15 protein-coding genes are annotated in these 18,123 nt (G+C 74.0%); 12 read left to right on the forward strand and 3 right to left on the reverse strand.

The features are described from left to right. The first annotated feature begins 41 nt into the window (after nucleotides 1-41). Complete coding sequence (locus CNX65_RS25285; protein ID WP_096495998.1) at nucleotides 42-644, forward strand: hypothetical protein; 603 nt, start codon at nucleotides 42-44, stop codon at nucleotides 642-644. Then, nucleotides 641-3,889 (forward strand): helicase HerA domain-containing protein, encoded by a 3,249-nt coding sequence (locus tag CNX65_RS25290; protein WP_096495999.1) that lies wholly within the window; start codon nucleotides 641-643, stop codon nucleotides 3,887-3,889. The genes CNX65_RS25285 and CNX65_RS25290 overlap by 4 nt, the downstream gene beginning before the upstream one ends. A 485-nt stretch (nucleotides 3,890-4,374) precedes the next feature. Here CNX65_RS25290 and CNX65_RS25295 read toward each other — a convergent pair whose 3' ends face one another. Continuing rightward, on the reverse strand, nucleotides 4,375-5,865 hold the full coding sequence (locus CNX65_RS25295; RefSeq protein ID WP_096496000.1) for a PP2C family protein-serine/threonine phosphatase: 1,491 nt from the start codon (nucleotides 5,863-5,865) through the stop codon (nucleotides 4,375-4,377). A 217-nt stretch (nucleotides 5,866-6,082) separates the two neighbouring features. Here CNX65_RS25295 and CNX65_RS25300 point away from each other — a divergent pair, with 217 nt between their 5' ends. Beyond that, nucleotides 6,083-10,522 (forward strand): HAMP domain-containing protein, encoded by a 4,440-nt coding sequence (locus CNX65_RS25300; RefSeq protein WP_096496001.1) that lies wholly within the window; start codon nucleotides 6,083-6,085, stop codon nucleotides 10,520-10,522. A gap of 51 nt (nucleotides 10,523-10,573) precedes the next feature. Here the strand turns inward: CNX65_RS25300 and CNX65_RS25305 are convergent, their stop codons facing one another. After that, a complete protein-coding gene (locus CNX65_RS25305) occupies nucleotides 10,574-10,888 on the reverse strand; it encodes an STAS domain-containing protein (RefSeq protein ID WP_232520002.1) in 315 nt (104 codons plus the stop codon). Nucleotides 10,889-11,051: 163 nt separating this feature from the next. Between CNX65_RS25305 and CNX65_RS25310 the strand changes: the two genes are divergently transcribed. The 8 genes from CNX65_RS25310 (at nucleotide 11,052) to CNX65_RS35725 (ending at nucleotide 16,247) form a co-directional block, all read left to right on the forward strand. Further along, complete coding sequence (locus CNX65_RS25310; protein ID WP_232520003.1) at nucleotides 11,052-11,432, forward strand: ATP-binding protein; 381 nt, start codon at nucleotides 11,052-11,054, stop codon at nucleotides 11,430-11,432. 636 nt (nucleotides 11,433-12,068) lie between these two features. Further along, nucleotides 12,069-12,983 carry a Ppx/GppA phosphatase family protein gene (locus CNX65_RS25315; protein ID WP_096496004.1) on the forward strand — a complete coding sequence of 305 codons (915 nt, stop codon included), beginning with the start codon at nucleotides 12,069-12,071 and terminating at the stop codon, nucleotides 12,981-12,983. 13 nt (nucleotides 12,984-12,996) lie between these two features. Further along, a complete protein-coding gene (locus CNX65_RS25320) occupies nucleotides 12,997-13,383 on the forward strand; it encodes an STAS domain-containing protein (protein ID WP_096496005.1) in 387 nt (128 codons plus the stop codon). A gap of 24 nt (nucleotides 13,384-13,407) precedes the next feature. After that, nucleotides 13,408-13,788, forward strand: a complete 381-nt coding sequence (locus tag CNX65_RS25325; RefSeq protein ID WP_096496006.1) for a hypothetical protein — start codon at nucleotides 13,408-13,410, stop codon at nucleotides 13,786-13,788. Between the two features lie 11 nt (nucleotides 13,789-13,799). After that, entirely contained in the window at nucleotides 13,800-14,282 is a 483-nt protein-coding gene (locus CNX65_RS25330; RefSeq protein ID WP_096496007.1) for a GNAT family N-acetyltransferase, read from the forward strand. A 75-nt stretch (nucleotides 14,283-14,357) separates the two neighbouring features. Beyond that, complete coding sequence (locus CNX65_RS25335) at nucleotides 14,358-15,011, forward strand: HAD family hydrolase (protein WP_096496008.1); 654 nt, start codon at nucleotides 14,358-14,360, stop codon at nucleotides 15,009-15,011. A gap of 42 nt (nucleotides 15,012-15,053) precedes the next feature. Continuing rightward, entirely contained in the window at nucleotides 15,054-16,010 is a 957-nt protein-coding gene (locus CNX65_RS25340) for an LLM class F420-dependent oxidoreductase (RefSeq protein ID WP_096496009.1), read from the forward strand. A gap of 48 nt (nucleotides 16,011-16,058) precedes the next feature. Next, a complete protein-coding gene (locus CNX65_RS35725) occupies nucleotides 16,059-16,247 on the forward strand; it encodes a hypothetical protein (RefSeq protein ID WP_157767854.1) in 189 nt (62 codons plus the stop codon). Between the two features lie 93 nt (nucleotides 16,248-16,340). On the opposite strand, the gene CNX65_RS25345 is transcribed toward CNX65_RS35725, so the two are convergent. Then, entirely contained in the window at nucleotides 16,341-16,730 is a 390-nt protein-coding gene (locus CNX65_RS25345; RefSeq protein WP_096496010.1) for a hypothetical protein, read from the reverse strand. 286 nt (nucleotides 16,731-17,016) lie between these two features. Between CNX65_RS25345 and CNX65_RS25350 the strand changes: the two genes are divergently transcribed. Further along, nucleotides 17,017-17,997, forward strand: a complete 981-nt coding sequence (locus CNX65_RS25350) for a LacI family DNA-binding transcriptional regulator (RefSeq protein WP_096496011.1) — start codon at nucleotides 17,017-17,019, stop codon at nucleotides 17,995-17,997. Nucleotides 17,998-18,123: the final 126 nt, after the last annotated feature.

The raw sequence follows: 18,123 nt of genomic DNA on the forward strand, positions 1-18,123 counted from the left end.
GCGCGATCAACCACGGAAGTTCGGCGAGCACAGGGGGACGTGTGATCGAGGAGCGGCTGACCCCGCACGAGCGGGCGGTGCTGCTCGTGCTCATGGCTGAGGCCCGCGAGCTGACCAACCCGCAGCTGCGGGAGGTCGCCGGGTTCACCCTGGACGGGGCGGCCAGGCGGCGGCTCAACGGGCTGGGCCTGGTGACGAGCGCGAAGGTGGGCCGGGGGTTCGCGCACGAGCTGACCGACCGGGGCGCGGTGCGCTGCGCCGAGGAGCTGACCGCGCCGAGGCAGCCGAGGTCCGGGTCGGCCGGTGGCGCGCTGGCGGCGGTGCTGGCGGGCCTGAAGCGGCACCTGGACGCGACCGGGGGCACGGTGGCCGAGGTGTTCCGGCCCGACCCGGTGGCGCTGGTGCTGGCGGCGCACGACGCGGCCAGCGGCGGCCGGGGCGGTTCGGTGCCGCTGGCGGACCTGCGGGAGCGGCTGCTCGGGGTGCCGCGCGCGGACGTGGACCGGGCGCTGGGCGAGCTGGCGCTGCGGGAGGACGTGCGCCTGTGGGGCGAGGCGGACCAGAAGTCGCTGACCGACCGGGACCGCGAGGCGGTCATCGTGCTGGGCGGGACGGCGCGGCACCTGCTGGTCGTGGCGCGGTGACGCTCGCCGGGCCGGGCCTGGACGACGAGCGGCGCAACGCGCTGCAGGCCGTGCACTTCAACTCGGCGGTCGCGCCCGACGACGTCTGGAGCCCGCTCGCGCACCACGTGCCGGAGCTGCACGGGCCGGTCGCCGCGGAGCTGGCGCGGGCCGTGGCGTCCGCCGCGCGCAAGCCGCGCTCCACGCCGATCGGGGTGGTGCTGCGCGGGGAGCGCGGGGTCGGCAAGACGCACCTGCTGGGCTGGTTGCGGCAGGAGGCGCAGGCGCGCGGCGGGTGGTTCTTCCTGCTCAAGCTGCTGGACGACAGCTCGTTCTGGGCGGGCGCGGTGCACGGGGCGATCAGCGGGCTCAACCGCGAGGGCGACCAGCTCGGCGCGATGCTGGACGCGCTGGCCAAGGCGACCGGGCACACCGACGAGTCGCGGTTGCGGCTGCGCGGCACGATCCCGATCAGCCGGGAGTACCTGGACGAGCTGGTGGACCGGGTGCGCGAGCTGGACCCGCAGGTGGCGCTGGAGTGCCAGGACACGCTGCGGGCGCTGGTGCTGTACCGGGCGAGGGGGCGGCCGAGCGAGGTCGGGCACCGGTTCCTGGCGCTGGAGGACGGCGGCATCGACGAGGCGGACCGGGCGGAGTGGGGCTTCCACCTGCGGTCGCGGTCCGCGCAGCTGGTGCTGGGGGACCTGTCGCGGATCTTCGCGCTGACCGGGCCGGTGGTGATGGCGGTCGACCAGATCGACTCGGTGATCACCCAGCGGCCGGGGGCCTCGGGGCTGGCCGACCGGCTCGCGGACGGGCTGATGCGGCTGCGCGAGGAGACCCGGCGGACGGTGCTGGTCGTGGCGTGCCTGCCCCGGTCGTGGGAGCTGCTGGCGGAGCGCTCGGTGAACTCGGCGGCGAGCCGGTTCGCGGTGCTGGACCTGCGCACCGCGATGCCGAGCGCGGGCGTGGCGGAGGCGATCGTGCAGCGGCACCTGGGGGCGCTGTACGCGGAGGAGGGGTTCGCGCCGCCGCACCCGACGTGGCCGGTGGCGCGGGCGGCGTTCGACGGGGCGGAGGTGGCGCACTCGACGCCGAGGCGGCTGCTCCAGCGGGTCGAGGAGCACGTGCGGTGGTGCCTGGCGCACGACGTCGAGGCGGAGCTGCGGGACTTCGCGGCCGACCGGGGCGAGGGTCCCGCGCCGGAGCCGGACGCGGGCGGGTTGGCCGAGCTGGACGAGCGGTTCGCCCGCGCGTGCGAGGCTGCGGACGTGGCGTCCCCGCTGGACCCGGCGCGCGAGGACGAGCTGGTGCCGGGGCTGCTGTCGGCGGCGCTGCGCTGCTACGCGGTGGAGCACGGCGGCGACCTCGTGCTCGACCAGCCGCCGGGCCGCAAGCCCGCGCTGCACGCCCGGTTGCGGCTGACGCTGGACGAGGCCAGCGAGGACGAGGTGTGGTGGTCGTTCCGGGCGATCGCGCACGGCCACAGCACGGCGGTGCTGGCGCGGCTGCGGTCGGCGTGCCTGGAGGCGGGCGTGTTCGGCGGGACCGGCAAGCGCCGCCTGGTGGTGCTGCGCGGCACGCCGTTCTCCGGCGGCCCGCGGACCGCGAAGGCGGTGGGCGAGCTGGTCGCGGCGGGCGGCGAGGTCCTGCCGCTGACGGCGGAGGACCTGCGGGTGTTCTCGGCGCTGCGCGAGCTGGTGGCGCAGGCGCCCGCCGGGCTGCTGGCCTGGCTGGCCGCGCGCACGCCCGCGAGCCGGACGCCGCTGCTGCGCCGGGTGCTGCCGCCGGTGGGGGCGGGTCGCGCCGGTTCCGACCACTCCTCCGGGCAGGACGAGCCGGTGTGGCCGGAACAGGAGTACGAGGAGCCGATCCGCGCGCTGCCGGACGTGCCGCAGCAGCAGTGGCCTTCCCCGCGGTGGCCGGAACGGGGCTGGCCTGCGGCCGAGCCGACCCGCCTGGCGGGCAACCTGTTCACCCCTAGGCCGGGTGCGCCCGACCCGTTCCAGCCGGACTCCGGCTGGAACGACGCGCCCGCTGCCCACGACGCCACGATCACCCTGGGCGCGGACGCGACGACCGGACGCCCGTTCACCCTGCCCCTCGTTCTGCTGCGCAAGCACGTCGCCGTGTTCGCGGGCACCGGTTCCGGGAAGACCGTGCTGCTGCGCCGCCTGGTGGAGGAGGCCGCGCTGCACGGCGTGTCCTCGATCCTCCTGGACACCAACAACGACCTGGCCCGCCTCGGCGACGCCTGGCCGTCCCCGCCCGAGGGCTGGTCCCCCGGCGACGCCGACCGCGCCCACCGCTACCTGTCCGGCACGGACGTCGTGGTGTGGACGCCGGGCCGCGAGTCCGGCAGGCCGCTGGTGCTGGACCCGCTGCCGGACTTCGGCGCGGTGCGGGCCGACCCGGACGAGTTCCGGGGCGCGGTCGACGCGGCCGTGGCGGGCCTGCTGCCCAAGATCGCCCTGTCCGGCCGCAGGCTGGTGCACGGCAGGGCGGTGCTGACCGAGGCGCTGGCCGCGTTCGCCGGTCGCGGCGGTCGGGACGTGGCGGAGTTCGCGGCGTTCCTGCACGACCTGCCGGAGGGCGCGAGCACGATGCGCGACGCCGTGCGGTTGGCCGCCGAGATGGCCGACAGCCTGCACGCGGCGATCATCACCGACCCCCTGTTCGGCGGCTCGGGCCACCGCCTGGACCCCGGTGAGCTGCTGCGCCCGCCGCCGGGCGCGCGGGCACGGGTGTCGGTGATCAGCTGCGTCGGCCTGCCGACGGACGGCCAGCGCCAGGCGTTCGCGCACCAGCTCCAGCAGGCCCTGTTCGCGTGGGTGCGCCGCAACCCGGCCGGTGACCGCCCGCTGGGCGGCCTGCTGGTCCTCGACGAGGCGCAGACCTTCGCGCCGTCGCGCGGCGAGGTGGTGTCGAGCGCGAGCACCAGGCTGCTGGCGGCGCAGGCCAGGAAGTACGGCCTTGGCGTGGTCTTCGCGACCCAGGCCCCGAAGGGCCTGCACAACTCGGTCACCGGCAACACCGCGACCCAGTTCTTCGGCAGGCTGACCGCACCCGCGCAGTTCCAGGCGGCTCTGGACCTGGCAGCGGCGCGCGGCGGCCGGGTGGACGACGTCTCCCGCCTGAACGCGGGCCGCTTCTACGGCGCGACGGAGGGCACCGGCTTCACCAAGCTGAGCCTGCCGATGTGCCTGAGCCACCACCCACAGGGCGCGCTGACGGAGGTCGAGGTGTTGGCAAGAGCACGCCCCTGACCCGCACAAGACCACCACACGCAAGACGAGCACCAGCGCCCCCACTCACGGACCGCAGGACGCGCGCGCTATCGGGTTGCAGGTTGACCACTTCACGAGCTGCGGGACGCGCGCACCAGTGTGGTTGCAGGTCGACCGCTTCGCGGGCTGCGGGGCGAGCGCAGCGAGCCCGCAGCCACCCCATCCCGCGTCCCTCTTTCCCGTTTGGCCTGGCGAAGCCCGAGCACGCTTGTCAAGACGCCGCCGCACCGCCCGGAAGACCGCCCGAGCCAAACGGCGTCTTGACGAGCGTGCTTGCCTGAAAGGAGGCCAAACGGGAAAGAGGGACCCGGACCACCGCAGTGGTAAACCGGCACCGAGCACCAACGGCCACCGGCCGGCAGAGCCCGTCCCCCTCTTTTTTGGAGGTCTGCCCCGCCGGCGAGGCGTGCTTGTAGCTCTTGATCTCGCCCTTCAGCTCTTGATCGTGCCCTCCACCCTCCCCCTCACCCCTCCGCCTGCACCACCAACAACGTCAGATCGTCGTGCTCCGCGTCCCCGAGCCACTCAAAAACAACCCCCCGCAACCGCTCCGCGATCTCCTGCGCCCCAAGTCCCGCGCACCCCGCCAACGCCTCCGACAACCGCTCATCCCCGAACAACTCCGCCCGGTCCCCCCGAGACCGCGCCTCCGTCACCCCGTCGCTGTACAACAGCAACGTCTCCCCAGGCGACAACGTCACCGTGGCCTGGCTGAACCGGACCTCCGGCAGCACCCCCACGATCCCCCCGCGCACCGCGATCTCGTCCACCCTCCCCCCACTCCTCAACACCAGCGGCGAAGGGTGCCCACCGGCCGCGAGCGTCATCCGCAGCCCCCCGGCCTGCACCGGCACGAACGTGCCCACCACGATCGTGGTGAACAGCCTGCTCCCCGCCGCCCGCAACACCGTGTTCAACAGGTGCAGCAACTGCGCAGGCCGCTGCTCCACCAGCAGCAGCGTGTGCAGGCTCTGCCGCACCCGCCCGCTGTGCACCGCCGCCTCGACCCCGTTGCCCGCCACGTCCCCCAGCGCGAACGCCGCGCTCCCGTCATCCCTCGGGTGCACGTCGTAGAAGTCGCCACCGATCATGGTCGCCCGGTGCGCAGGCTCGAACACCTGCGCCAACCGCGCCCCCGCCACCTGCGGCAGCGGCGTCGGCAGCAGTCCCGCGCGCAGCGCGTCCACGGTCCGCCGCTGCTCCCCGAACCGCTCCCCCGCCGCGATCGCCGCCGTCGCGCGCTCGGCGAACCGGCGCAGCAGCCCGGCGTCCCCCGACGGCCCGAAGCACACCAGCGCGGCCCCCGGCGTCAGCGGCACGGCGGTCGCCTTGGTCGGGGCGCCCGCGGGCAACCCCCAGGGCGCGTCACCGGGCTCGACCAGCTCGACGCCCTCCCGCGCCCGGTCCACCCCGGCCACCCCGTCCAGCACGTCCAGCACGTCCGTCAGCCCCGGCACGCCCTCGGCGACCTGCCGCGTCCCCCGGCTCACCACCACGTCCCCGCCCGAGGACCGCCGCCACCACTCCAGCCGCCCGCGCTGCCCCGGCGCCACCACGACCGCGTGAGCCGCGGGCGCGAGCTCGACCACCGCCCGCAGCGCGTCGTCCCGGTCCACCGCCCCGTCGAGCCGCCGGGTCACCCCGTCGAGCAAGTCCTCGGGCGTCCGGTAGTGCGCGACCCACCCGTCCCCGAGCTGCTGCGACCGCCCTCCCGGCGCGGCGGGAGCGCCGACGCGGGCGTCCGGGAACAGCGCCTCGGCCGGGGGGTTGGCCAGGCGCACCACGCCTTCCGGGTCCAGCACGACGACGGCCTCGTGGAGCCCGCCGACGAGCAGGCGCCAGTTCTCCGGGGTGATGCCCTCCGGGGTGAAGCCCTCCGCCGTGCCCTCCTGACCGCCCCCCTCGGCACCCGCGGCGGGCCCCTGTCCGGCCCCGCGCCAATACCCCTGGGCCATCTCCGGCTCCTGATGTGTCGGGTCGGTCCCCAACTTATCGGACCGCACCGGCACGCGGCCGGTCGGACAGTGGCAGGCTTGCCCGCAGAGGCTGCGGCCGGAACGCGAGACCAACCGGCGCGGCGGCGCGGGAGAGCGGGGCACCGGCCCGCGGCGCCCGCACCACCGCGCAGCACCACCGCGCAGCGCGAGACCCGCTGGACATTCGGAGGCTGGAGTGACGACCGCTCGGGACGACACGGACGTGACCCTGGACCGGCTGCTGGCCGCGCTGAGGGAGATGCGCGACGGGAACTTCCGCCGCCGCCTGGTGGTGCCGTTCGGCAGCAGGTTCGCCGAGGTGGCGACGGTGTTCAACGAGATCGCCGAGCGCAACCAGGCGCTGGTGGGCGAGCTGGTGCGGGTGCGGCAGTCCGTCGGGCAGGAGGGCAGGCTCGGCGAGCGGCTCAGCCCCGGCGCGGGCGGCCCCGGCGGCTGGGCGATGGCGACCGACTCGGTGAACGGGCTGATCGACGACCTGAGCGCGCCGACGACCGAGCTGAGCCGGGTGCTGGCGGCGGTGGCGCGCGGCGACCTGTCCCAGGAGCTGACCGTGAGCTCGCGCGGGGAGCTGGCCGCGCTGGTGGACAGCTTCGACTCGATGACGTCGACGCTGCGCACGTTCGCGGGCGAGGTGACCCGCGTGGCGCGCGAGATCGGCACGGACGGCCGCCTCGGCGGTCAGGCGCAGGTGCCGGGGGTGGCGGGCACCTGGAAGGACCTCACCGACAACGTCAACTTCATGTCGAGCAACCTCACCGCCCAGGTCCGCGACATCGCGCAGGTCGCGACGGCGGTGGCGCAGGGCGACCTGTCCCAGAAGATCACCATCACCGTCGCGGGCGAGATGCTGGAGCTGAAGGAGACCATGAACACCATGGTCGACCAGCTCTCCTCGTTCGCCGACGAGGTGACGCGCGTGGCCCGCGAGGTCGGCACCGACGGCCGCCTCGGCGGCCAGGCGCAGGTGTCGGGGGTGGCGGGCACCTGGAAGGACCTCACCGACAACGTCAACTTCATGGCGGGCAACCTCACCGCCCAGGTGCGCAACATCGCGCAGGTCGCGACGGCCGTGGCGCGCGGCGACCTGTCCCAGAAGATCACCGTCGACGCGCGCGGCGAGATCCTGGAGCTGAAGAACACCCTCAACACGATGGTCGACCAGCTCTCCTCGTTCGCCGACGAGGTCACGCGCGTGGCCCGCGAGGTCGGCACCGAGGGCAAGCTCGGCGGCCAGGCCGAGGTCGAGGGCGTCTCGGGGACCTGGCAGAAGCTCACCGAGAGCGTGAACTCGATGGCGGGCAACCTGACCAGCCAGGTGCGCAACATCGCGCAGGTGACCACGGCGGTGGCGCAGGGCGACCTGTCGCAGAAGATCGACGTGGACGCGCGCGGCGAGATCCTCCAGCTCAAGACCACGATCAACACGATGGTGGACCAGCTGTCCTCGTTCGCCGCCGAGGTCACCCGCGTGGCCCGCGAGGTCGGCAGCGACGGGCGGCTCGGCGGCCAGGCGCAGGTGCCGGGCGTCGGCGGGACGTGGCGCGACCTCACCGACAGCGTGAACTTCATGGCGGGCAACCTCACCAGCCAGGTCCGCAACATCGCGGGCGTGGCGACGGCGGTGGCGCGCGGCGACCTGTCGCAGAAGATCACGGTGACCGCCCGCGGGGAGATCCTGGAGCTCAAGGAGACCCTCAACACGATGGTCGACCAGCTCTCCTCCTTCGCCGACGAGGTCACCCGCGTGGCCCGCGAGGTCGGCACCGACGGCCGCCTCGGCGGCCAGGCCCAGGTGCCGGGCGTCGCGGGGACCTGGCGCGACCTCACCGACAGCGTGAACTTCATGGCGAACAACCTCACCGCGCAGGTGCGGTCGATCGCCCAGGTGACCACGGCGGTGGCGGGCGGCGACCTGTCCCAGAAGATCACCGTCGACGCGCGCGGCGAGATCCTGGAGCTCAAGAGCACCATCAACACCATGGTCGACCAGCTCTCCTCCTTCGCCGACGAGGTCACGCGAGTCGCCCGCGAGGTCGGCACCGACGGGCGCCTCGGCGGCCAGGCCCGCGTCCCCGGCGTCGCCGGGACCTGGAAGGACCTCACCGACAACGTCAACGTCATGGCGGACAACCTGTCCAGCCAGGTGCGCTCGATCGCGCTGGTGTCCACGGCGGTCGCGGGCGGCGACCTGTCCAAGAGGATCACCGTCGAGGCCAAGGGCGAGATCGCCGCGCTGGCCGACACGATCAACCGCATGGTCGACACGCTGTCCGCGTTCGCCGACGAGGTCACGCGAGTCGCCCGCGAGGTCGGCACGGACGGCCGCCTCGGCGGCCAGGCCCGCGTCCCCGGCGTCGCCGGGACCTGGAAGGACCTCACCGAGAACGTCAACTTCATGGCGAACAACCTCACCAGCCAGGTCCGCAACATCGCGCAGGTGACCACGGCGGTGGCGCGCGGCGACCTCACCCGCAAGATCGACGTGGACGCGCGCGGCGAGATCCTGGAGCTCAAGACCACCATCAACACGATGGTCGACCAGCTCTCCTCGTTCGCCGACGAGGTCACCCGCGTCGCGAAGGAGGTCGGCACCGAGGGCAAGCTCGGCGGCCAGGCCGAGGTCGACGGGGTGTCCGGCACCTGGCAGAAGCTCACCGAGAGCGTGAACCAGCTGGCGGGCAACCTGACCACGCAGGTGCGCGCGATCGCGGTGGTGGCCACGGCGGTGACCGAGGGCGACCTGACCAGGCAGGTCACCGTCGACGCCTCGGGCGAGGTCGCCGAGCTCAAGGACAACATCAACCGGATGATCTCCAACCTCAAGGAGACCACCCGCGCGAACCGCGAGCAGGACTGGCTCAAGACGAACCTGGCCAGGCTGTCCGGCCTGATGCAGGGCCACCGGGACCTGGACGCGCTGGCGCGCCTGGTGATGAGCGAGCTGACCCCGCTGGTGGGGGCGCAGCACGGCGCGTTCTACCTGGTCGACGAGGAGTCGGGGGCGCTGGAGCTGACCGCGACCTACGGGCGGCGCGCGGGCGGGCGGCCCAAGCGGTTCGAGCTGGGCGAGGGGCTGGTCGGGCAGGTCGCGGCGGACCGCAAGACCGTCGTGGTCTCGTCCGTGCCGCGCGGCTACCTGGAGATCGGCTCGGGGCTGGGTGCGGCGACGCCCGCGAGCATCGTGATCGTGCCGGTGATGTTCCAGGGCGAGGCGCTGGGCGTGATCGAGCTGGCCTCGTTCGGCGAGTTCGGGCACGGCCACCTGGACCTGCTGGACCAGCTCAAGGAGAACATCGGCGTCAACGTGAACACCATGCAGGCCAACGCGCGCACGGACAGCCTGCTGGTGGAGTCGCAGCGGCTGACCGAGGAGCTGCGGGCGGGGTCGGTGGAGCTGGAGGACCGGGCGCGGCAGCTGTCGTCGGCCTCCAAGTACAAGTCGGAGTTCATGGCGAACATGTCGCACGAGCTGCGCACGCCGCTGAACAGCCTGCTGATCCTGGCGAAGCTGCTGACCGACAACCTGGACGGGAACCTCAACCCCAAGCAGGTCGAGTTCGCCCGCACGATCCACTCCTCCGGCACGGACCTGCTCCAGCTGATCGACGACATCCTGGACCTGACCAAGGTCGAGTCCGGGCACATGCAGGTGCAGACCGACCCGGTGCGGGTGTCGGACGTGGTGGGGTACGTGGAGTCGCTGACCCTGCCGCTGGCCGCCGAGAAGGGCCTGGACTTCGACGTGTCGGTGCAGCCGGACGTGCCGTCCACGCTGCACACCGACGAGCACCGGCTCCAGCAGATCCTGCGCAACCTGCTGTCCAACGCGGTGAAGTTCACCCACGAAGGTGAAATCCGGCTGCGCATCCGCACGGCGGGTCCGAGCGTGGCGTTCGACGTGCAGGACACCGGCATCGGCATCCCGGCGGAGAAGCTGTCGGTGATCTTCGAGGCGTTCCAGCAGGCCGACGGCACCACGAGCCGCAAGTACGGCGGGACGGGGCTGGGCCTGTCGATCAGCCGGGAGCTGTCGGCGCTGCTGGAGGGCAGGCTGGACGTGCGCAGCGAGCCCGGCTTCGGCTCGACGTTCACGCTCTACCTGCCGCTGGGCGAGCAGAGCCTGGTGGACGTGCGACCGCAGCCGGAGGCGCTGCCGGAGCTGCTGACCCCGGTGGACGAGCCCGCCGAGGCCGTGGTGGCGCCCGCCGAGCTGCCGCCCGCGCCGATGCGGTTCCACGGCGAGAAGGTGCTGATCGTCGACGACGACCTGCGCAACGTGTTCGCGCTGACCAGCGTGCTGGAGCTGCACGGGCTCCAGGTGATCTACGCGGACAACGGCATCACCGGGGTGCGGGCGCTGGAGCAGTACGACGACGTGACGCTGGTGCTGATGGACATCATGATGCCGGAGCTGGACGGCAACGCGACGATGTCGGCGATCCGGGCGATGGCCCGCTACGAGGACCTGCCGGTGATCGCGGTGACGGCGAAGGCGATGAAGGGCGACCGGGAGAAGTCGCTGGCCTCGGGCGCGACGGACTACGTGACCAAGCCGGTGGACACCGACCACCTGCTGCGGTTGATCGCGTTCTACCTGGGGGTGGAGCAGGACTGAGCGGGGGGCTGCGGCGCCGGTGCCCCCGGCGCCGCCCCCACCGCGCCCACCTCAGGCCAGCGCCTCGTCCACGCTGCCGTGGATGCGCATCACGTCGATCAGCTCGGTGAGCCGGAACAGCTTGTGCACCGACGGCTGCAGCGAGGCCAGCCGGAAGTCGCCCGCGCCGGTGTCCACCAGCCTGCGGTGCCAGTCCAGCACCAGCGACAACCCGGTGGTGTCCATGAAGGTCACCCCGGCGAGATCGACCACGATCCGCCGGGCCGGTGTCTCCTCCAGGTGGTCCGACAACACCGGAACCGTGTCGGCGTCCAGTTCGCCGGTCACGACGACCACCTTCCAGTCGCCGCGTTCCTCACCGCGCACCCGCAAGTCCATCGCACCGCGCCTTCCCGCACGAGGTTCGTGCCGCCACAGATCGTGCAGCACCGACCCTAGGGGCGCGACCACTGGGTGGGCGAGGAGGCGGGTGTGCGACGATGCCGTCACGGCCGATCAACGGGAGCGTATTGTGCGGAACGAGCCTGCGGTGCCGGTTGCGGTCACCCTGCCCGCGGAGAGCGGCTCCTCGGCGCGCGCGCGGCGGGTCGTGGGCGAGTCCGCGCGGACCTGGGGGCTGTCCGACGACCTGCAGGACGACGCGGCGCTGGTGGTCACCGAGCTGGTGTCGAACGGCGTCGACCACGCGACCGGCCCGCTGACCCTGACCCTGACCCGCACCGCGTCCGGCCTGCGCATCGCGGTCGCGGACACCTCGCGCAAGCTGCCGGAGCCGCGCCCGGTGGAGGTCGGCTCGGCGCGCGGGCGCGGGTTGATCATCGTGCGCGAGCTGAGCCGCTCGTGGGGCACGGACCTGACCACGACCGGCAAGGTCGTGTGGGCGGAGCTGGCGGAGGGCCAGGGCGCCTGAGCGCGGGTCCCGGCCGACCGGCGCGGAGCGCTCGGGACGTGTCGGGGTCAACGGTGTGAAACCCGCCACCCCGGCCTGTCCGACGGGGCTCCGGGCGCTCGGGCAAGCGCCTTCCGGGGCGTCCCACTGGTCGGACGCCCACCGCTGCGAGACCGAACCGTTCTGCGCGACTCCCACCCCCCGGGCAGGTCCGCCGCCGCCCCGCACGGCTGCGACCGCACCCGCAGCCGTCCCCCGGCCGCTCGCGCGACCACCCCGGCGCCCGCTCCCCGGCGACCACCCGCGCCCGCGCGCCCCCCGGATTTCCCTTGTCCCCCAAGGGACTCAGCCGCTGCCGAAGGGGAGCCGCCCGCGTCGCACGCGGGCGGCTCCTGCCCCCCGAGCCTGCGCCGGACCCGCCACGCGGGAAAGCGCACCCACCCGAACTCCCCCGCACGTGTGACACACCACGGAGGCTGTTCCACCACCCAGAGTCCCCGCGCTGTTAGGGTCCCCTTAGCCCGCAAGTGTGAGGCCTTCGCACGGAATACCACTGCGGGTATTGCTCTAGCCGAGCGAATCTCACTCAATTTGTGGTTTAACCACCTGTACGAGTGGGAACCCCGCCCCCGCTCTCGTGCAGCCAGGGGAGGTGCGGTGGCCGGGCGACCCGGAAGAGCGGCAGTACTGGACATCGGGTGCTTCAGCGCCCACTTGGTGGTGGTCGAGGGATCGCCCCTGAACCCGGTGCTCTCGCACAAGACCCGCCTGCGGCTGGACCGCGCGCTCACGCGCGACCGCAGGATCGGCCGCGAAGGAGTGACCGCCGTGTGCGCGGCGGTGCGATCGGCCGCCGCGGCGGCGGCGCAGGCCGGGGCGCCCGACCCGGTGGCGTTCGCGACCTCGGTGATCCGGGACGCCGCGAACGCGCACGAGGTGCTCGCCGAGGTGCGCAAGCGCACCGGCGTGGACGTGCGCGTGCTGCCGGGCGAGGAGGAGGCGCGGCTGGCCTACGTGGCGGCCAGGAACTGGTTCGGCTTCGCGGCCGGGCCGCTGCTGGTGCTGGACGTGGGCGGCGGCACGGTGGAGGTGGCGGCGGGCTCCGACGCGGCGCCGTCGTACACCCGCTCGTTCCCGCTGGGGGCGCGCACCGTGACGCGCGGCGGCGTGGACAAGCGGGAGCTGGACCGGCGGCTGCGCGCGGAGCTGGCCGGGTTGGACGCGGCGGGCCACCGGGCGGTGGGCTGCTCGAAGGTGTTCCAGCAGTTGGCGAGGCTGTCCGGGGCCAGGCCGCAGCACGAGGGGCCGCTGGTGCGGCGCGCGCTGTGGCTCGAGGACCTGCGGCGGTGGTCGCCGAGGCTGGCGGGGATGCCCGCGAGCAAGCGGGCCAGGCTGCCGGGGATCTCGCGGCACCGCGCGGAGCAGTCCGCGGCGGGCGCGGCGGTCGCCGAGGCTCTGATGGCCGCGCTCGCGCGGGACGTGGTCGAGATATGCCCGTGGTCCACCAAGGAGGGCCTGCTGCTGGAGCGGGCGGTGGTGGGTGGGGATGACGGGTTGGTCGTAGTGGCGTGAAGGGGAAACAGGGATGCTGGCGTTGTCGGTCGAGTCCCACCGCACCGGGTGCGCGGTGGTGGACGTGGCCGGGGAGCTGGACCTCACGGGCGCCAGGAAGGTGCTCGAGAAGCTGGACCGGCTGATCGCGGAGGGCCGCGACCGGGTGGTGCTGGACATGTCCGGGGTGTCGTTCTGCGGGGCGCAGGCGATGAGCGTGCTGGTGCGCACGCGGGCGCGGGCGCAGCGGGAGGGCGGCTGGCTGCGGCTGGCCGCCGTGCCGCCGCACGTGCGCAGGGTGTTCGTGCGCACCGACCTGGACCGGTTGTTCCCGCACTACCCGGACGTCGCCTCGGCGGCGTCCGGCAGGCCCGTTTCCGCACCGGCCCCTCGGGTACCTGAGCAGAAGTCCGGGACCTGAAGATCTTTCGAGTGGGGTGGGCACGTGCTGGTGCGCGGTGAGGTGGGGGCGCTGCCGGACCTGGTGTTCGCGGCGGCGGCCGAGCCGCCCAGGCTCGCCGAGTGGCTGCCGGAACCGCTGGCGGTGGTCGGGGTCAACGGGGACGTGCTGATCGTGTCGGTGGCCGGGCGACCGCGCCAGTTCCGGGTGCTCGCCGACTTCGACCGGTTGGAGCTGACCTGGGAGCCGCTGGCCGAGGGCGGTCCCGGCGCGCGGCTGCGCGCGGAGCTGGCCGGGGTCGGCGGGAGCGTGGTGCAGCTGGAGCTGGACTGCGACGGCGTGCCGGACGGGGAGCTGGGCGAGCTGGCGGCGCGGCTGCTGGTGGCGCTCGGGAAATCGGTTGAGCGGGAGCTGGCGCAGGACTGAGGATCGGCGGTGTGCTGATCAGGGTGGCCGCTCCCGAGGACTTCCCCGCGCTGCGCGCGATCGAGGCTCGGGGCGGTGAGGCGTTCCGCGCGGTCGGGATGCCGGAGGTCGCGGACGACGAGCCGATGCCGCTGGCCGTGCTGGCGTCGCTGCGCGTGTGGGTCCTGGTGGACCCGGAGCCGGTGGCGTGGGTGGCGGTCGCGGTGGTGGACGGCGGGGCGCACGTGGAGCAGGTGTGCACGGCCCCCGAGCGCGCCGGTGAGCGGCTGGGGGCGGCGCTGCTGGACCACGTGGGGGCGTGGGCGCGCGGCGAGGGCCTGGTGGCGGTGACGCTGACGACGTTCCGGGACGTGCCGTGGAACGCGCCGTACTACCGGCGGCTGGGGTTCGCGGAGGTGGCGGAGCCGGGGCCGGGGCTGCGGGAGCTGGTGGCGCGGGAGGCGTCGCACGGGCTGGACCCGGCCGCGCGGGTGGTCATGGCGCGGGCGGTGTGAGCGCCGGGGCGGGCCCGCCCGGACGGGCGAGGTTCCCCGCGGTTAACCCCCTCCCGACCAGGGCAACCACACCCCATGTCCAACACCCTGGTCCTCGACGTGGACGGCACGCTGGTCGACACCAACTACCACCACACCCTCGCCTGGTCGCGCGCGTTCCGGCGGTTCGACGTCACCGTCCCCGCCTGGAAGCTGCACCGCGCCATCGGCATGGGCGGGGACAAGCTGGTGGCCGCCGTCGCGGGCGCGCACGTGGAGGAGCGGCACGGGGACGCCGTCCGGGACGCGTGGGTCGAGGAGTTCGCCCCGATGCTCGACGAGGTCCAGCCCGTCGAGGGCGCGCGGCGGCTGCTGTCCGCGGCGGTCGATGCGGACCTGACCGTGGTGCTCGCCAGCTCCGGCAAGGCCGAGCACGTGGCCCGCTACCTGCGGCTGCTCGACGCCGAGGACCTGGTCGCGACCTCGTCCGACGACGTGTCCGAGAGCAAGCCCGCGCCCGACCTGATCGAGGTGGCGCTGGAGCGGGTCGGCGGCGGGCGGGCCGTGGTGGTCGGGGACTCGGTGTGGGACTGCGAGGCGGCCGGGCGGGCCGGGTTGCCGGTGGTGGCGCTGCGGACCGGCGGGTTCGGCGAGGCCGAGCTGACCGGCGCGGGCGCGGCCTCCGTGTACGAGGACCTGGACCGGTTGCGCGCCGACCTGACCGACCTGCCCTTCGCCCCGCTCGACTAGCGCACCGCCCAGCGGACGCCCCACCCCCGGAAGGAAACTCCCATGCGGATCGGCTACACCCTGATGACCGAGCAGGCGGGGCCGAAGGACCTGGTCCGGCACGCGGCGCGGGCCGAGGCGGCCGGGTTCGACTTCGAGGTGATCAGCGACCACTTCTCGCCGTGGCTGGCCGAGCAGGGGCACGCGCCGTACGCGTGGAGCGTGCTGGGCGCGGTCGCGCAGGTCACCGAGCGGGTCGAGCTGATGACCTACGTGACCTGCCCGACGATGCGCTATCACCCGGCCGTGGTCGCCCAGAAGGCGGCGACGGTGCAGCTGCTGTCGGACAACCGGTTCACGCTCGGGCTCGGCGCGGGCGAGAACCTGAACGAGCACGTGGTCGGGCAGGGGTGGCCGCCGGTGAACGTGCGGCACGAGATGCTGCGCGAGGCGCTGGAGATCATCGTCAAGCTGTTCGACGGCGGGTACTCGGACTACGCGGGCCAGCACTTCCGGGTGGACTCGGCGAAGCTGTGGGACCTGCCGGAGAAGCGGGTGCCGATCGCGGTCGCGGTGTCGGGGTCGCAGTCGGTGCAGGCGTTCGCGCCGCTGGCGGACGTGATGGTGGCGGTGGAGCCGGACGCGGACCTGGTGCGCGGGTGGGACACGTTCCAGGGCGGGGGCGGGCGCAAGGTCGGGCAGCTGCCGATCTGCTGGGACCCGGACCGGGAGGCGGCGGTGCGGCGGGCGCACGAGCAGTTCCGGTGGTTCGCGGGCGGCTGGAAGGTGAACGCGGAGCTGCCGGGGCCGACCGGGTTCGCGGCGGCGACGCAGTCGGTGCGGCCGGAGGACGTGGCGGCGGGGATGCCGTGCGGGCCGGACGTGGGGGCGATCGCGGAGGCGGTGGCGCGGTTCCGGGACGCGGGGTTCACGGACCTGGCGCTGATCCAGGTCGGTGGGGAGCAGCAGGAGGAGTTCCTGGACTTCGCGGAGAAGGAACTGCTGCCCGCGGTGAGCTGAGGCCGCTCGGTGCGTGTCGGGCTGGGGTTCGGCGGGTAGTCGGGTGGCATGTCTGTTGAACCGGGTGAGCCGACCGTGGACGAGTTCATCGACGCCGACGGGGCGAAGCTGGACGCGCTGGGCGCGGTGGACGAGTCGAGGCCGCTGAGCGAGGCGGAGGAGCTGGCGGACCGCGAGGAGCTGGTGGGGGTCGACGAGGAGGAGTACTCGCACGAGCCGTCGGGCCCGCTGCAGTGACCGGGCGGGGCCGCGCCGGGGTTTCCGTCCCCCGACGCGGCCCCGCTCGCCCTGGGAGGCGTTCCCCGCTCCGGGTGTCACCCGGAGCGGGGATCACACGGGCTGGGTGCCACCGCAGAGGTTGGCCTCGACCTCGTTCCCCCGCTCCCCCTCGGCCCCGAACACCAGGTACCGCTTGCCGACCTGGAGCCACAGGCCGCACTGCGCGCTGTCGGTCGCGGTGATCACGTCCACCCAGGCCCCCACGTCCCCCTTGAGCGGGACGCTGACCCTCACCCGGTAGACGGACCGGTCGTCGTACGGGTCGTCGCTGTCCCCGAAGTCCCGCCCGGCCCGCACGACCGTCCCGACGAACACCTCGTCGGCCCGGTCGAAGTGCTCGCCGATGGTGCCGGGGAAGCAGCTGCAGGCACTGGCGGTCCCGGTCGCGGCCAGGCTGAGCCCGAGCGCGGAGACGAGGGCGAGCGCGAAGGTCCGGATCATGACGGGCCCCTTTCGTCGGCGGGCCAGCAGGGTAGGACCGGGGACTTCCGGCGCACCAGGTCGCGGGGGCGCTTCGGAGCAGCGCCAACAACACCGCTAACGCGGGGATTCCGGGTGACGGCGACCGGCCGCGCGGCGCGGACGACGTCAAGCGGCGGCCCAGCCCGCACTCCCCCGAACCGCAGTGCCGAGCACCACCCGCCCGGCCCTCCGCCGCTCCCCCGCGCGGCGGAGGGCCGCAGGTCCGATCTTGACGTCGCCGCAGCGCCGACCGATCCTCTCTGCCATGCCGGTCACCACCCGCCCGGTCACCATCCGCGACGTCGCGCGGCAGGCGCAGGTGTCGGTGTCCACGGTGTCGCGCGCGCTCACCGCGCCCGAGCTGGTGCGCGCGGAGACCAGGGTGCGCGTGCTGGAGGTCGCCCACCGGCTCGGGTACCAGCCGAACCCGGCCGCCCGCAGCCTCATCACCGGGCGCACCGGCAACCTCGGCATCGTCGTCCCCGACCTCGGCAACCCGTTCTACCCCGGCGTCATGCGCGGCGCGCAGGCGAGCGCGCGCGAGTCCGGGAGGTCGGTGTTCTTCTGCGACAGCGGCGGTTCCGCGCGGCAGGAGGCCGCGCTGGTGCGCTCGCTCGCCCCGCAGGTGGACGGGCTGGTGCTGTGCTCGCCGCTGACGGGCGGCGCCGAGCTGGCCGAGCTGGTGGCGCTGCGCACGACGGTGCTGCTCAACCGGCCGCTGCCCGGCGTGTCCTCGGTGCTGATGGACAGCCGCTCCGGCGCGGAGGCGGCGCTGGCGCGGCTGGCGCGGCTCGGGCACCGGCGGTGCGCCTACCTCGGCGGGCCCGACGAGTCGTGGACCAACGGGGAGCGGCTCGCCGGGCTGCGGTCGGGCGCGGGCGAGCACGGGGTGGAGCTGCGCGCGCTCGGGCCGTTCCCGCCGTCGTTCGCGGGTGGCGAGCTGGGCGCGGACGAGGCGCTGGGCACGGGGGTGACGGCGCTGGTCGCGTACAACGACCTGATGGCCCTCGGCGCGCTGCAACGGCTGCGCGAAAGAGGGGTGACGGTCCCCGATCGGATGGCCGTGATCGGGTTCGACGACCTGCTGTACTCGGCGGTGTGCCACCCGAGCCTGACCACGGTGGCGCTGCCGATGGAGGAGGGCGGTCGGGCCGCCGTGCGCGAGCTGCTGGCGCGGCTGGCCGGTGAGCCGCCGAGCACCCGCGTGCTGCCGACTTCACTGCGGGTGCGCGCCAGCACGGGGTGAGCACGGGTCTACCGGTCGGGTGACCGCCGATCTGGTGGGCCAGACGGTAATCCGGTCACCGCACCCGCACGTCCGCGCTGCGGGACGCCTCGGATCACCGCCCCGCCCGCTGCCGGGATCACCGCC

Origin of the sequence: Actinosynnema pretiosum (assembly GCF_002354875.1) — a bacterium.
Taxonomy (GTDB): Bacteria; Actinomycetota; Actinomycetes; order Mycobacteriales; family Pseudonocardiaceae; genus Actinosynnema; species Actinosynnema auranticum.

Coding starts and splice junctions, on each gene's coding strand:
- CNX65_RS25340 (WP_096496009.1), top strand. CDS start 15,054: ATGCGGATCGGCTACACCCTGATGACCGAGCAGGCGGGGCCGAAGGAC.
- CNX65_RS25345 (WP_096496010.1), bottom strand. CDS start 16,730: ATGATCCGGACCTTCGCGCTCGCCCTCGTCTCCGCGCTCGGGCTCAGC.
- CNX65_RS25335 (WP_096496008.1), top strand. CDS start 14,358: ATGTCCAACACCCTGGTCCTCGACGTGGACGGCACGCTGGTCGACACC.
- CNX65_RS25350 (WP_096496011.1), top strand. CDS start 17,017: ATGCCGGTCACCACCCGCCCGGTCACCATCCGCGACGTCGCGCGGCAG.
- CNX65_RS25320 (WP_096496005.1), top strand. CDS start 12,997: ATGCTGGCGTTGTCGGTCGAGTCCCACCGCACCGGGTGCGCGGTGGTG.
- CNX65_RS35725 (WP_157767854.1), top strand. CDS start 16,059: ATGTCTGTTGAACCGGGTGAGCCGACCGTGGACGAGTTCATCGACGCC.
- CNX65_RS25295 (WP_096496000.1), bottom strand. CDS start 5,865: ATGGCCCAGGGGTATTGGCGCGGGGCCGGACAGGGGCCCGCCGCGGGT.